The sequence below is a fragment of the Kaistella sp. 97-N-M2 genome, from assembly GCF_021513235.1.
Classification (GTDB): domain Bacteria; phylum Bacteroidota; class Bacteroidia; order Flavobacteriales; family Weeksellaceae; genus Kaistella.
In genome coordinates this window covers 2,270,901-2,285,842 of sequence record NZ_CP090976.1, presented here as the reverse complement: position 1 = coordinate 2,285,842, position 14,942 = coordinate 2,270,901, and the positions used below count along the sequence as shown (strand labels likewise).

Annotated in this window: 15 protein-coding genes and 1 tRNA gene; 5 read left to right on the top strand and 11 right to left on the bottom strand. The window is 35.1% G+C overall.

Translation table 11 applies throughout. The features are described from left to right. Nucleotides 1-112: 112 nt before the first annotated feature. The 10 genes from L0B70_RS10630 to holA form a co-directional block, all read right to left on the bottom strand. Nucleotides 113-877 carry a hypothetical protein gene (locus tag L0B70_RS10630; RefSeq protein ID WP_235141774.1) on the bottom strand — a complete coding sequence of 255 codons (765 nt, stop codon included), beginning with the start codon at nucleotides 875-877 and terminating at the stop codon, nucleotides 113-115. 141 nt (nucleotides 878-1,018) lie between these two features. Then, entirely contained in the window at nucleotides 1,019-1,555 is a 537-nt protein-coding gene (locus tag L0B70_RS10625) for a hypothetical protein (protein WP_235141773.1), read from the bottom strand. 100 nt (nucleotides 1,556-1,655) lie between these two features. After that, nucleotides 1,656-2,594, bottom strand: a complete 939-nt coding sequence (locus tag L0B70_RS10620) for a hypothetical protein (protein WP_235141772.1) — start codon at nucleotides 2,592-2,594, stop codon at nucleotides 1,656-1,658. Nucleotides 2,595-2,733: 139 nt separating this feature from the next. Then, the gene (locus tag L0B70_RS10615; RefSeq protein ID WP_235141771.1) at nucleotides 2,734-4,842 is read right to left on the bottom strand and encodes a DUF262 domain-containing protein; all 2,109 of its coding nucleotides are present in this window, start codon (nucleotides 4,840-4,842) and stop codon (nucleotides 2,734-2,736) included. 167 nt (nucleotides 4,843-5,009) lie between these two features. After that, nucleotides 5,010-6,284, bottom strand: coding sequence for a hypothetical protein (locus L0B70_RS10610; protein ID WP_235141770.1), 1,275 nt, complete (start codon nucleotides 6,282-6,284; stop codon nucleotides 5,010-5,012). Beyond that, nucleotides 6,197-7,036, bottom strand: a complete 840-nt coding sequence (locus L0B70_RS10605) for a hypothetical protein (RefSeq protein ID WP_235141769.1) — start codon at nucleotides 7,034-7,036, stop codon at nucleotides 6,197-6,199. The genes L0B70_RS10610 and L0B70_RS10605 overlap by 88 nt, the downstream gene beginning before the upstream one ends. A 442-nt stretch (nucleotides 7,037-7,478) precedes the next feature. Continuing rightward, nucleotides 7,479-7,563, bottom strand: a tRNA-Ser gene (locus L0B70_RS10600). Nucleotides 7,564-7,671: 108 nt separating this feature from the next. Next, nucleotides 7,672-8,037, bottom strand: a complete 366-nt coding sequence (gene crcB, locus L0B70_RS10595; RefSeq protein WP_235141768.1) for a fluoride efflux transporter CrcB — start codon at nucleotides 8,035-8,037, stop codon at nucleotides 7,672-7,674. A 65-nt stretch (nucleotides 8,038-8,102) separates the two neighbouring features. Then, the gene (gene trxB / locus L0B70_RS10590) at nucleotides 8,103-9,044 is read right to left on the bottom strand and encodes a thioredoxin-disulfide reductase (RefSeq protein ID WP_235141767.1); all 942 of its coding nucleotides are present in this window, start codon (nucleotides 9,042-9,044) and stop codon (nucleotides 8,103-8,105) included. Between the two features lie 314 nt (nucleotides 9,045-9,358). Beyond that, the gene (gene holA / locus L0B70_RS10585) at nucleotides 9,359-10,396 is read right to left on the bottom strand and encodes a DNA polymerase III subunit delta (RefSeq protein ID WP_235141766.1); all 1,038 of its coding nucleotides are present in this window, start codon (nucleotides 10,394-10,396) and stop codon (nucleotides 9,359-9,361) included. Between the two features lie 2 nt (nucleotides 10,397-10,398). Between holA and L0B70_RS10580 the strand changes: the two genes are divergently transcribed. From L0B70_RS10580 to L0B70_RS10565, 4 genes are all read left to right on the top strand, one after another. Beyond that, the gene (locus L0B70_RS10580) at nucleotides 10,399-10,833 is read left to right on the top strand and encodes a type I restriction enzyme HsdR N-terminal domain-containing protein (protein WP_235141765.1); all 435 of its coding nucleotides are present in this window, start codon (nucleotides 10,399-10,401) and stop codon (nucleotides 10,831-10,833) included. Nucleotides 10,834-10,855: 22 nt separating this feature from the next. After that, nucleotides 10,856-11,431, top strand: coding sequence for a hypothetical protein (locus L0B70_RS10575; RefSeq protein WP_235141764.1), 576 nt, complete (start codon nucleotides 10,856-10,858; stop codon nucleotides 11,429-11,431). Between the two features lie 85 nt (nucleotides 11,432-11,516). Next, entirely contained in the window at nucleotides 11,517-12,839 is a 1,323-nt protein-coding gene (locus L0B70_RS10570) for a Na+/H+ antiporter NhaC family protein (RefSeq protein ID WP_235141763.1), read from the top strand. Further along, on the top strand, nucleotides 12,829-13,440 hold the full coding sequence (locus L0B70_RS10565; protein ID WP_235141762.1) for an HAD family phosphatase: 612 nt from the start codon (nucleotides 12,829-12,831) through the stop codon (nucleotides 13,438-13,440). The genes L0B70_RS10570 and L0B70_RS10565 overlap by 11 nt, the downstream gene beginning before the upstream one ends. A gap of 188 nt (nucleotides 13,441-13,628) precedes the next feature. Here the strand turns inward: L0B70_RS10565 and L0B70_RS10560 are convergent, their stop codons facing one another. Further along, on the bottom strand, nucleotides 13,629-13,985 hold the full coding sequence (locus L0B70_RS10560; protein WP_235141761.1) for a cupin domain-containing protein: 357 nt from the start codon (nucleotides 13,983-13,985) through the stop codon (nucleotides 13,629-13,631). A gap of 155 nt (nucleotides 13,986-14,140) precedes the next feature. Between L0B70_RS10560 and L0B70_RS10555 the strand changes: the two genes are divergently transcribed. Then, entirely contained in the window at nucleotides 14,141-14,884 is a 744-nt protein-coding gene (locus tag L0B70_RS10555) for a dienelactone hydrolase family protein (protein WP_235141760.1), read from the top strand. The last annotated feature ends 58 nt before the right edge of the window (nucleotides 14,885-14,942 follow it).

Here is a 14,942-nt window from a genome sequence, read left to right as displayed (position 1 = left end):
TCTAAATTTATTTCTAAAGATAAGCAAAATATCAACTTATTAATTTTCAGCCTAATAAAAATTATATAGCTATTGAAACAAAACGCTGGTGGTTTATATGCATTACTAAATCTTAATAAAATGACTTTATAATCTTTAACGCTTCATTTTTAGCGTGTGCTTCGTTTTTAAAATCCTTTTCATAAAAGTAAAAAAAGAACTTGCTATACAAAGGAATTTCTATGAATATGAATTCCCCGGAAGTATGCATATAATGAAATGACTTATTCTTAGTATTTCCAACCAAAAGATAAGAAATTCGTTTACTCTTATCTTTTGTTGCAATTCTTTTAAGAGATTTTCTTGTTTTCGTAGTTACACTCCTTACTGAAATATCACGCATAAATGCAATTGAAAAATCTGCCAAAAATGGAACATATTCAGATTTTTTGTGACGTTTAAATTCTGTTCTTAAATCCCAAATTTGGAATTTAAAATCAATAATTTCTAACCATCTAATTATAAGCAACCAATCTTCAGAACTGTAAAATGACCTCTTTAAATCAACTTTTGATAATACTTTTTGAATCTTACGCTCTATAGAATTAAATAAATCAGAATTGCATTTTCTGCATAATGGTATTGTAGCCTTAATGTACTTTTGCTCAAGTTGATTAACATCAGATTTAAAGAATTTTTCCGGATGGCTTTCAAAAACCCACTTAGGTATAATGTGTTCTTTTGTTAAATTCTCTTCATCACCACAAAAAGAACAGGACGGAATTTTTACTTTCGACATCACTCCCGTTAAGTAGTCATCAAACAATTTTCCCATTACGTATGTTCCCCGCTCTCTAGCAATTTTTCTTATCTCAAGTAATTTAGATTCAATATTCATATTTATGGCAATGCATTTCAGATAATAATTTGAATAATGTCAAAAAGCATTCACTTAACATGCTAAATTCTACACATACCAGAAATTAATATTTACAAAATCATTATCAAAACTGTTAAGCAAATTTATTTTCAGTGTTCATTACGTCCATCTAAAACTATGTCCATAATCTAGGTTAATTCTCATAATATATTCGTCTTCGCCTATAAACTCATTCAAAAATCTTTCCGTGAATCCGCAACCTCCAGAATCCTTCGCCTTTTTTAAAACATTAACAAGTGGATAAAATGTATGTTTGTATTCACCAATCTTATAAAATTTCCCTACGAATTGGAGTGTCTCTTTTGTATCACAAATCAATAAAAAACCTTCACCCCCGCTAAATCTTCTAGCACATTCCAAACGTCCTGTAAAACTTGCTATTGTACCATTTTTACCTATTTTTTCACAAGCCCTAAATAAAATAGGTGTTATTGCTGGAAGATAATTTTTTAAAACCAAATCCCATACATCGAAAAATGCCTTCCTTTTTTCATCAGGGCCAGTACGACACCAATTACAAATGAACCGTATAGTTTGTTCATTTATATCTACGTCTTTCTCTAAAATATCAATGAGATTTTGGGCTACTGCAGCTTTCACATCTTCTGATAACCGATATTGAAACTTATCATTCATATTTAATTAAGATTTTGATTATAAGAATTAAAATCAGATAATAACTACACATTAAAATTCTTTGAATTAAGATTTTAATGTTTTTTGGTTGGCGATTGCATCAGTTTATTTTATCTATTGTTGACCCCAACTTTTGCCAAAAATCGGTTATTAGACTAGGTAAGATTTCATTAAGTTTTATTTCATTATTGAAGAACCTATTTCTATTTTTGAAGGAATCAAAAATTCCATTTGTTGTGTCAGGAACAAAAATAAATTTCTCAATCATAATATTATTCTGAAATAACTGATAAACTTTAGGAATATTCTCAAATGAAGAATTGTGAATTATTTCATTTCTTAAGCTAAGAATTAATTTTAAGTTATCGGTTTTTTCGAAAATAGTATTAGAAAAATCAATGCTTTTTATTTTCCTGAAATCACCATAAAGTAATCCCTTTGATTTTAATTTAGGATATTCAACAAAGCTTTTAGGCAAATTTTCAAGCTCAAAAGAAATTTTTGTAATAAAATCCAATTGACTTACGAGATTAATAAATAAGTGATTTATTTTAGAAAATATATTGGTGACTAATTGCCCCGAAGCAAAAATTAGAATGTTAGGTTGAAGAGGTTTTTCAAGTAACATAAAAGAGTTCTCGTTTAGTGTCTTGTAAAAATCACAGAAAAGAAATCTCGATTCCTGCACTAAATTTTGCAGTGATCCAACAAGATTTTGAAAATCGTAATAAAAAAGTATCTTATGAGTTTGTTCTGATTTTTGTGAAATAACCCATTTTTCAAACTCTTGTTTTGAAACTTTAATTTCACCGTCCACACCGCCATAGGAATGTGCCATATTCAGTGGTAAAGAGTGGAGATTCTGCAGACTGCCGAATAGTTTCCCAGCGACTTTGTGATTTAAAGTAATGAGTTTGATATCTATTTCATCAGTATTGTCATTGGATGTAATTGAGAAATTATTGCTCCATTCATATACTACTGAATCACTAGTGGGATTAGTTGTGGAAATACCATTAATGTTGTAATGTTTGTCCATAATTTTTGGGTGTAGCTTATAATATAACTACTTTTTATTTGTATCTTTATGAAATACAGATATATACTAATATTTAATTTTAGTATTAAGCCTGCTATGTTATCAAAATGGCATTTATAGCATCAGTCTTTTTATATATTTAATCTGGTAGCATAAATGCCAAAAATAGTAATTCGGTTTTAGAGAAGTCGTTTTCAAATTTGAGGTTCCATCTTTTTTCCATAAACTCAATTAAATTCAGTCCACGGTCTAGTATTTTTTTAGCATTCCATTCCTCATTTGTCGAAACTTCAATTTCTGAATGTGACCCGTCGTAGTACCCCTGTCGTATTTTCTCTTTTTTCTCGTTATACCGTGGATTTTTCTTGTCCAAAAAACAGTCGTTTTGTAAGCTCGAATTTATGCTTTGTGATAATGGAAGTAAATTCCCCAATGTTCCTTGAAAAAAGTTTATTTCATTTTTTTTATAACCTTTGAAAGATGTTTTCCAACATTTGTTGTCAGGCGTTTGAGGATAAATATGCTCAATTGAAATTTTGTCTTTTTCACCTTTTATGAAAAGTTTCCAATCTATTTTTTGACTTCCTCTCTGCCTTACTTTTTCCATTTCATATTCGTACAAGAAATATCGTAAACCATTCCAATGGTAAAAGCCACCACCATTTTTGAATTTCTTATCAATAAATTTTTGAAAATATGTGTAATCAAAGAAATTATCTGTTGTGTTTTCAGGTGTGTAAAAACAATAACTCATTCGTTGTTCGAGGCGTTCAGTTATTTCTTCAACTGTCAATTCGTTATTTCTAAATTGTCTTGCTGCTCTATAAAATTCACTGTTTCGATAAGTTGAAAAAGCTCTACTTAAACGGAATGTTATAAAAATAAATCTTTCAATTGCTTTAAATAGTTTAACCCTTTGCTTTGAGTCAACTTCATTTGATAAGAAAGAAACAGTTACAAGTGGTCGGAAATAAATGATACCAATTCGGTTTAATCGGTCAATCCACAAACTTTCCGCACTTGTTAAGTCTGTATTATTAACTGGATTGTGAGTGTTGTAGCAATGGACAGCCGCAGATTTTAAGCTATTTACATAATCTTCGATTTCCTTTGCCGAAAGTTTGGAACGAAGAACAACTGTTTCTTCATTTTCATTTTCTTCAACTTCTTCTTGGTCGGTTTCTTCGTCTTCTCTAACTTCTTCAAATTCTTGTAACGAACTTACAACAACTTCCGTTTTTGCATAAATATTTTGTGGTGTGAATTTTTGCTCTAAAAGAAAACGTATGTAATCGTCTCCTTTCTCTCTTGTATATTGAAAATACATTATCCAATGAGCAACAAGAAAATCATCGTCATTCAATGGGTTTTGTTTGTTTCTTCCAAGTTGATAATAAACTTCTTTCCAAGAATCGTTAATTTTTTCACGAAGTGAAAAACGTTCATCTGTCTTTAATTCTTTCTCGTCATAAAGTGTTGTTAGATATATAAGTCTGTTCTTTAGAAGTTCAAGATTTGAAAGCTTTTTTCCTCTGTTGTTCATTGTCTCAAAGGCAACGAACACGTCAAAATCGTCACTAATTTCATAAACATTGAACATTAGATTTTGAGTTAGTTTTTTAAAAAGAATTTCAATCTCTATAAGTCCATATTTTTCATAATAGTTTGTAAGGTTTTCAGCAAAAAAGCGTTTGGCATTTTCAAGATTTAAAGTGTAAAAAGTCTCTTGAATAGTTCCGCTATTTGGTTCGTTGAAAATTCTATACTTTAAAAACTTGAAACTAGGATTATCAACTTCATAACTGAATTTGTATGTACTGATAATAAATTGAGGCGGTCTATGAACAACTAAATATTCTTCTTTGATTGCTTTTAAGCTGAACGAACCAAGGTAAATATCTTCGTCTTTTTTGTCTTTGTTTTCGGGAATTGCTTTTAATATTTCAGAAATTGCCTGAATGAAAATCACAAATGTTGTTAGTCTTTGTTGTCCGTCAACAACGTGAAAAGGTTTGTAACCTCGGTCTTCTAATAACCATCTTTCGTCATTCCAATTATTCCAAACGTTTCGATCAACTTTTTTAAGTGATAAAAGTCCGGTATAGTGAAATCTGTCGGCTGGTAGATTTATCACATCTTCCCAAAAGTCTTTTAATTGTCTTTCCGTCCAAGCGTAGCCACGTTGATAATCTGGGATTTTAAAAATTCTGTCCTTAAATATATTTTTTAAAGATTCTAATTCATTCATTTTTTTGCTTGTTTATGGTTAGAAGTTTCGGAAATATTAAATGATATGACCAGATTATTGAGACCGAGAATCATTAGTTGTAATGTTCATTAGAAGAAAGTTTCGTTGAACCATAGATTTTTCATCCAGGCAACTCACCGTTTGCCAGACAGGTGATAATATTCTTACTATTTCTTAATTTTTTCAATATCAACAAGCTTAACAGGAACAACATAATTTCCATTAGGAATTTGGTTAAGTACGTTTAATTCTTTTAACCCGTCAACCAACTTAATAATATCGGTTTGACCATTACTGGTGTATTTTTCAACAAATTCAGACACAGTCAAATTGCCTGTAAGAATAGCTTCAGATTTTAAAGAATTAAGAAGTTCTTGATTGCCGTTTAATATAATATTTGTTGTAGTAGATGCTTCTAACATCTCATTTGGTGCAATTAATTTGAGCGGAAGTTTCCTTTTATAAGAAGTTCCATTGTTTCCATAAAATTCTATAAGAACTACTATTTCGTGGCTTCTCAGATTAATATCAAAATAATTGTTATTAATAGGGATTGAAAAATTACCATTGTATTCATTGGTTCCTTTCAATTGGAAAGTGGCATCTGTTAGTAGTTTTTTTAAGTTTTGATCTATTGAAGTCGGCAATCCATAGACATCAATAATTTTTGGAGGTTTAGGAGTTGATATTATTGTTAATGGCAGATTAGATGTATTAAACTTAATTGGAATTGAGTAGTTGTATGTTTGACCTAACTTAGAAGATTTTATTTCATATTCTGAAGATGGGGTCGGATGCAGCTCGGTTGTTATGGTGATTGGTCTATATTTAATGTCTAAAGTATCACTTCCAATTGAATTACTGTAGTAAATCCTCAAATATAATTCAAGCGATATTTTAGGATTTACAGAATTAAGTGCTTGAGCTAAAAAATTTTCGTCTCTTGTAATTTCAACATCAAAATAATAATACCCATTCTCACTCGTTATCCTTGTTGCATCATCTGTTACTAAACGAATTGATTTAATAGTTTTTTTTAACTCGCTAGGAAGTTTACCAATAGAATACTCTTCGTCAAGTTTAACAATGGATAAAACTTCATTATTAGGAATTGGTCCAAATTTAACCTTTAAGATCAAAGGGGAATTTGCAGGAATATTATTATCTGTCGTCGCAGTTGAAGATCTAATTACATATTCTGAAGGCTTTAGATTATTCCAGCACGCAATAATCTTTTCTTTACTTGGTACTGGTTGTAAATCTGGTTGAGAAAACATATAAACATTATAAATATCCCTTTGAATAGAAAGACTATTATTATTTGTCCATTTTGTTTTTGCATTAACATTGTAATTTAAAAATGGATATTTACCAGACGAACCAACTTCAGCATTAAATTCTTCTGTTTCTTTTTTTCTACTCCTTTCATTGAAAAGTAGCATAAACCCTCAAATGATTTAATTATTTTATCATTAGGCTTAATGTTTCCCTTTCTATATTCATTCCAAAGCAAGAAAACAGGCTCAAACTCATTTGAAGAAATCTGTTCAATATTTCCGTAAATTTTCGCTAGCTTATTTTCAAAAACTCCTGCTCCAATATTTATTCGACTTCTATTTTCATTATTAATACTACCATTATATAAAAGTTTAGAAGTGTAAAAATCTTTAAACTCTGACGAAACGCCGTTTTCTAAATTTCCTTCAAACAATTTATTTGACGTATAGTTCAATAAGTAATTACTTCCCTCACTTCTTGGGCTAAAAATGCTTATTTGTGTTCCGTTTTCTAGAACTGGCAGTATCGGTGTAGAGCTACTATTTAATATTGACAAGTTATTATTATTAATGATGTAGCTTCCAAGTAATCCAAGTGATTTATTTTTGAAAATAAATTGAGGAGCAACATTTCTATTTTCACAAAATGATGGAGCTTTAAACTTATTGATGAACCTTTTTTTTAAATCATTATTATTTTTCAACCATTTGTCTCTTTTGTGATTGTTTTTCCAAAGTCCAATATTTGAACAATCTCCTTTGCAATCTATTTCAGATTGTTTTAATAAAATACCGTCTGATTGTAACATTGAAACTATTTCCATTTCTAATACTTGCGATGCAGTTTGTATTGCTGTCGTTTGAGCCGCTATGTTCATAGCGAACGTTAAACAAATTACCATAGATAGTTTTATCATTTTATATCAATTTTGATTTTATAAACTTCTCTGTGCAACCAAATATATTTTTTAGAAGTCGTCTCTTTTTGCTAATTACTCTTCTAGTTTAACTATTTACATTACTGCACATAATAAATATACCATAAATAACTTTAATAATTGCAATACTACACAAAAAATCATTATATTCATTACGTATTTATACTTATAGTGTTGTTATTTTTGAAAATTTCATTATTTAAAAGAGATTTCATTTAACATTATTCATTTTATTTACATTGTTGCAGTGAAGAACTAGATCGATATAATTCTTACTATTTAATATTTTAACATCGGTAAATCGTTAATAATTTCAAGAATGAATTAGAGTAGAAATTGTAGTAAGGCTGAAAGATTAGCACCTATAATAGCACCTAAAATTAAAAAAACCCCATAAACATTATGTTTATGGGGTTTTCTGCGGAGAGCTAGGGATTCGAACCCCAGGACCTGTTACAGTCAACAGTTTTCAAGACTGCCGCAATCGACCACTCTGCCAGCTCTCCAATGAAATAGATTTCTCTTTTTCGGTGGTGCAAATATAAAAAGCTTTTACATAGCGACCAAATTATTTGCACAAAAAACTTTTAAAAGGCTCATTATCAATCTCAAAATTAATTCTTAGCCACCTGCAAACCCAAATAAACAGCGATTAATCCTACAATAATGCTCAGTAAAATGTACAATCCCAGGATGAAATAGTTTCCGCTTTGCCATAACGAAAAATTCTCCGCAGAAAAGGTGGAAAATGTTGTAAAGCCGCCACAAAATCCTGTGATGAGAAGAAATTTAAGGGAACTGTCAATCCTGATAAAGTAAGTTGTAAAAACGCCGATTAAAAAACATCCAAGCATATTCACTACAAAAGTGCCCATCGGAAAGGAGCTGATGTTCCACAATTTCTGGGTATAATTGGAGATCAGGAAACGCAAAACACTTCCGAAGCCGCCGCCGAGAAATATGTAGACGAGGTTTTTCATGAGCAATTTTTATAAGCCATCGGTAATTCAGCAATTGAAAATTCAAAAACTTACGTACGCTTGCTTTAAACAAGTTCGGCCAAATATTTCTCTGCATCCATCGCCGCCATACAACCGCTTCCCGCCGCCGTAATGGCCTGTCTGTACATATGATCCTGCACATCGCCGGCTGCAAAAACGCCCGGCAAGTTGGTTTTGGTGGAACCCGGAATGGTTTGGATATATCCGTTTTCGTCTAAATCGATTTGGTCTTTAAAGATCGTCGTATTTGGCGTATGGCCGATCGCGATAAAAATACCGTGAACATCGATCGTCGAGGTTTCCTTCGTAATATTGTTGATCACCACGCCTCTTTCCACCAAAGAGTTTTCGCCTTCAATACCGGTTAATTCGTGGTTAAATTTAACTTCAATATTTGGCGTATTACTCACTCTGTGGATCATGGCTTTGGACGCGCGGAAATGATCTTTTCGCACTAAAACCGTTACTTTATTCACCAATTTCGCGAGGTAAGTAGCTTCTTCTGCCGCAGTATCGCCGGCTCCCACAACGATGACATCTTTTCCTTTGTAGAAAAATCCATCGCAGGTTGCACAGGCGGAAACACCGCCGCCGGAATATTTTTTCTCGTCATCCAGACCTAAATATTTTGCGGTAGCGCCTGTAGAAATAATGACTGATTTTGCGAAAATTTCTTTGTTCCCCGCCCACAACTTATGAACGCCGCCCACTTCCGTGGAAAATTGGGTTTTTGTGATCATTTCGTAATGAACTTTGGTATCGAAACGTTCGGCTTGTTTTTGCAGATCCATCATCATTGCGGGACCTGTAACGCCGTCGGGATAGCCGGGAAAGTTATCCACTTCGGTTGTGGTGGTTAACTGTCCGCCGGGTTCGAGGCCGGTGTAAAGTTGAGGTTTAAGGTCTGCACGGGCGGCATAAATTGCGGCGGTAAATCCGGAGGGACCGGAACCTACGATAACACAGTCTAAAATATTGTCTTCCATTAATTAAGGTTGAGGTTTTGAGTTGTCAAAAATCGTGATTTATTTTGGGTTAACGAAGGAAAGTGCGATGAATTTTGTCGATAACGAAAATTTCGAGCCTCATAGAAATCGTCATATATTTCCATTTTATTTTTTAAAACTATCAGCAAGGTTTGCTTTGTCATTTTTATAAAAGCAAAATCAAAGGTTACAAAAAAGTGAACTTATTTTTAAAAACTCCGCCGCGACCCGGCCTGAATGGAGCTCTTTTTGTGGAACGCAGTGGAACAAAAAAGCGGGAATGGAGGACGGATGAAGTCGCCCAAAAAAGTATTTTACGTCTTAACTTTATATTTGTCGACGTTCAGGATTTTGTACACCATTTCCTTCAAAAGTTCGCTTTCCGTCATATTCACCGCGCCCAGACCTTTGCTTTTAAGATCCATTTCGCGCAGTATGGAAATAATTCGGGTGCAGTGTTTCAGGTTGTAAAACCGCGCCGCTTCCGTAAAACTGGCAATAAAATAGGGATTTATGCCCAGAGCCGAAGCCTGCGCTTGCGGCGAAGCGCCTTTCATCGTATGAAAAATAACCAGATTTGAAAAGAAGTTGTAGAGATTTCCGACCATCATGGGGAAAGCATTCTGTTTCGGTGCCTTGCCGAGATAATGCGCGATTTTAAAGGAGTTTGCCGCATCTTTTTTGCCCAGAGCTTTGATGAGTTCGAAAATATTAAAGTCCTTGCTGATGCCAATGTGGCTTTCGATCATTTTTTCGTCGATGGTTTCGCCCTCTTTCAAAATCATCTTCAGCTTCTGCAACTCGTTGGAAATACGGGACAGATCGGTGCCCAAATAGTCCGAAAGCAAAGTTGGAATGTGAGGTTTGGTCTTGAAGGAAAGCTTCGTCATTTCAGCTTGAATCCATTTTGCGACCTCATAATCCTTAATTTTCTCGCTGAGGAAAAGCATTTTGTTTTTGGAAAGAATTTTGGCGAAACTTTTTCGGGCATCTACTTTTTTATATTTGTAGGCGATGACCAAAAGCGTGGAGGGAACAGGATTTTCGGCGTAGGCTTTTAAGGCTTCGGCTTCTTTTTCGATCATTTTGATTTCCTGCGCTTCTTTCAAAATAATCACCTGTTTGTCGCCCATCATAGGAAACTGGCGCGCAAGGGAAAGCACGTCGGAAAAAGTAGTGTCTTTGCCGTAAACCACCGTTTGGTTAAAAGCTTTTTCGTCTTCCTCCAGAAAATCGTTTTCAAAAGATTTCAGTGCCACATCCATGAAGTAAGGTTCTTCGCCATGAAAAAAATAAATAGGCAAAAGCTCTTTATTTTTGATATTTTTGAGGATTAAATCTAATTCTTTCATAAATGGAACTGCCGAAACTGAATTTTAAAGAGACTTATAATTTTGAGATCAAGAGAGACAAAGATAAGTTTTTTATTTATGATTTGGTGCGCAGATCCTGGCTGCTGATGACGCCGGAAGAATGGGTACGACAACATTGGGTGCATTATTTTCACTTCGAAAAGGGCCGGAATTTATCATCCCTTATCCTGGAAAAAAAGCTGCTTTTAAACGGAACGACGAAGCGCATCGATCTTTTGGTCACGGAAAAAACGGTAGCGAAAATTTTGGTGGAATGTAAGGCGCCCGCCATCAAACTCACGGAAAATACTTTCGAACAAACGGCGCGATACAACTCCATTTTACAAGCAGAAGAGATTATTCTGAGTAATGGTTTGCAGCATATTTTTGCGAAGTTCAGCGACAAAGGGTACGAGTTTTGTCCATTTGAATTTTAAAATAAATTTTAAATAAATCCGCATGAAAAAATTCTATATTCTGCTTCTTTCAATGAGTTTCTATTTATTTCAGGCTCAGGAAATTAAAGAAATTCTTCTCACGCAAAATGGCAAGAACGCCATCGTTAATCTAAACTTGAAAGGAACTGCAATATCCATCGATACAAATGGCTATCTGCTGTCCATGAATTTAATAACGGACACTCATGCAATTTTAAACCAGTCTGCATCGGCAACCTTTCAAAATGATGTCGAGTTTACTTACCGAGATCCGGCGTCAGGGGTTTCTTCCGATTCAGATTTCGAGTATTACGATGATTTTTATAAGTACAGAAGCGGCAAATTAAAATCGGTAAACGGAATTCCCATCAAATATTATGACGAATTTTATTCGTATCGGGAGGGGAAAATCAGTTCTGTTGGCGATGTAAAATTTGAGTATTTTGATGATTTTTACAACTATAAAGAAGGTAAAATCAAATCGATTGGAACAATTACTTTTACCTATTTTGATGACTTCCATCAATATCAAATAGGGAAATTAAAATCGATAAAAGGAAATGATAACAAAATCAGAATCACCGTTTTTAATGAATAAATCCCTTCATGCCGGTCAAAATAAATTGGACTTTTTGATCTGATAGCCTCTTGCATTTCTTCTTTTTGAAGCATAGTTTTGCAAAATGTCTACAACTACCGGTTCCTTCCGTTCCATTTTACCTTTACTCCTTTTCGTAGGAGTTTTTTTAGGCTTCGGAATTTATAACGACGATTTTTATGCTTTGCCCTCCCCGATCGCGGCTTTTGTAGGTATCGTGACGGCATTTTTTCTTTTAAAAGGAAAGGTAAATGATAAGATCGATACTTTTCTGAAAGGTTGTGGTGATGGCAAAATTCTCACCATGTGCATGATTTACCTATTGGCGGGCGCCTTCGCTACGGTTTCCAAAGCAACAGGAAGTGTCGATACCATCGTTAATTTAGGTTTAAATTATATTTCACCGGCTTATTTTCCCGTCGGTATTTTCCTGATCGCCTCTTTTCTCTCTTTTGCATCAGGAACCTCCGTGGGTTCTATTGTAACCTTAGGGCCCATTGTGATTGATCTTGCGGAGAAAAGCGGATCGCCGCTGGGTTTGGTTGGTGCAGCACTTTTATCCGGTGCCATGTTTGGGGATAATCTATCTGTAATTTCAGACACCACCATCGCAGCCACGCAAAGTTTGGGTTGCGAAATGAAAGATAAATTTCGCGCTAACTTTAAATTGGCGCTGCCGGCGGCGATTGTGGCAGTCATCATTCTTCTTCTTATTGGTTTTAATCAGGAAACGACGTCTGTTATTATCGAAGAAAAAGATTTTAATATTCTTCTCGTTCTTCCCTATTTGCTCGTTATCACGCTGTCGATCATCGGCATCAATGTTTTTGTTGTTCTTTTCTCAGGTCTGCTCTTCGCTGGGCTTTTGGGCATCGGCACGGGTGTTTTTGGACTGATGGATTTTGCCCAAAATACGTATGAAGGTTTTACCGAAATGACCGAAATTTTTCTACTTAGTCTACTCACAGGCGGTTTAGCGGCCTTAGTGGAAAAAGCAGGCGGCATTAATTTCCTCTTGAGAAATATTAATAAAATTATCACTTCGCAGAAAACAGCGCTACTGGGAATTGGCGGTTTGGTAACCGTGGCCAATTTCTGTGTTGCCAATAACACGATCGCTATTTTAATTTCTGGAAAAGTTTCGAAAGAAATCACAGAAAAATATGGTTTAAAGCCACAGGAAAGCGCTTCTATTCTCGACATCTTCGCATGTTATGTTCAGGGGATTATTCCTTATGGCGCGCAGATTTTAATTTTAATTTCGTTAAGTCATTTTACAATGGGCTATATCGAACTTATTGCAAATTCGTTTTATCTGCATCTGCTTCTAATCATTACGCTTGTTTCGATCTTTTTAAAAAAGAAAACTACATCATTACAACCTGAAAAATTAAGTAATGGCTATTAAAAATATTATTTTCGATTTCGGTGGCGTGCTGATGGACTGGAATCCGCGATACTTCTTCAAAGATTATTTTAACGATGAGGAAAGGATGGAACATTTCCTGAAAAACATTGCTACTGACGAATGGAATGCAGAGCAGGACCGCGGCAGATCTCTGGCTGAAGGCACGGAGTTTCAGGTAGCGAAACATCCGGAATGGGAAAAAGAACTGCGCGCGTATTATGATAACTGGACGAGCATGTTGCTGCGTGATATTCCCGAAAATGTGGCAGTTTTGCGTAAACTGGAAAATTCCGGATACGAACTTTTTGGCTTAACGAACTGGTCTGCGGAAACCTTTATTTATGCTTTGGATAACTACGATTTCTTCCAAATTTTCAAGGATAAAATCGTAGTTTCTGGGACAGAAAAACTAATCAAACCAGATCCTGAAATTTGGACTGTTTTATTGAACCGTTATAAAATTATAGCTGAAGAATCCGTGTTTATCGATGATAATGCGAAGAATATCGAAGTGGCGAAAAGCTTAGGATTTATCTGTGTTCATGTACAAGAAGCTACCGATCTGGAAAAAGAGTTGAGGGAGTTGGGTGTGGAATTTTAGTTTGAACCGAATTCCTATCTCAAAATCTTAGGGTTAAAAATGCTCGCGCTTAATTGCTTTCCTTGCATCCTCACCCTGAATCCCTTGCCTTGCCTCACCCTAAATCCCTCTCCAAAGGAGAGGGACTTTAATGCGAACAACAAAAAATTGGCAGACTTTTTAAAGGGCAGGATTGTCTGGCAGAGAAACTACTCGCGGTTGACCAAGTCCATAGAAAAAGCGGGCACACAGATGGCTAGATAATCGCACGGATTTTCAAAAGGGTTGCTGTACCGAACGCGGGCGCCTTTTTGGATGAGAATACTCTGTCCAGATTCCAGAACCACGGTTTCACCGTCTATTTCAAACTGTTTTTTTCCTTTGATGATGTAGGTGAACTCATCAAATTCCGGCGTCTGAAAAGGTTCACTCCAATTGGGTGGCGCCACCATGTGGGCAATTGAGATCCCTGAATTTCCGGTAGAATTTCCCCAGATTTCTTCGATGAGTTTTCCGTCGGTGGTCGGAACAACGAACGGCGATTTTTGAATTTTATATTTCGACATAAGAAACTGTATAAATGTTGATCAAAAATACACAATTATAATTTTTCGTTTTGAAAAGGGAACGCCGAATATCAAAATAATTCACACAATCAATTAGCCATTGCGATAATTCCCGGGACTTTATGAGTAAATTTACTTCCAATTAATTTACAATTATGATCAAATCACTTTTGTTAACTGCAGCAATTATGGGTTCAAGCACATTATTCAGTCAAAAACTTTCCAGCGTTTCCTATCAGGATGGAACCCAAAAACTCAATGGTCTCGTCACTTCGAATGCCGGTAAAAAACTGCCCGCCGTTTTAATTTTACCCGCCTGGAAAGGCATTGACGAAGAAGCGAAAACCGCCGCCTTAAAGTTAGAAAAAGCCGGCTATATCGCATTTATCGCGGATATTTATGGCGAAGGAAATTATCCGAAGGACAACGCGGAAGCTGGAAAAACCGCCGGATATTATAAACAAAATTACGAAGCGTACCAGAAGCGCATTGCTCTCGCCTTAGAACAGTTGAAAAAAAGCGGCGCCTTGCCCGATAAAATCGCGGTGATCGGCTATTGTTTTGGCGGAACAGGAGCTTTGGAAGTTGCCAGAGCAAATATGCAGGTTGTAGGAACCGTCTCTATTCATGGTGGTTTGGGAAAAGATTCGGCGCGGAAGAACGGACCAATTTCCACCAAAATTTTAGTTGAAAACGGCGCTGATGACGAAGGGGTAACGCAGGAAAATTATAATGCGTTGGTCGCAGAAATGAAAGAGGGAAAAGCAGACTGGCAAATTATTACGTACGCCAATTCCAAACACACTTTCACAAATCCGGAGTCGCCAGATTATAATCCCGTGATGGCGAGGAGAGCTTGGGAACATACGATGATGTTTTTGAACGAGATTTTAAAGTAATCTTGTCGTCAAAATTTAGCAGTTTGTTGTCAAATCAAGCAGCAATAAATATTCTTGT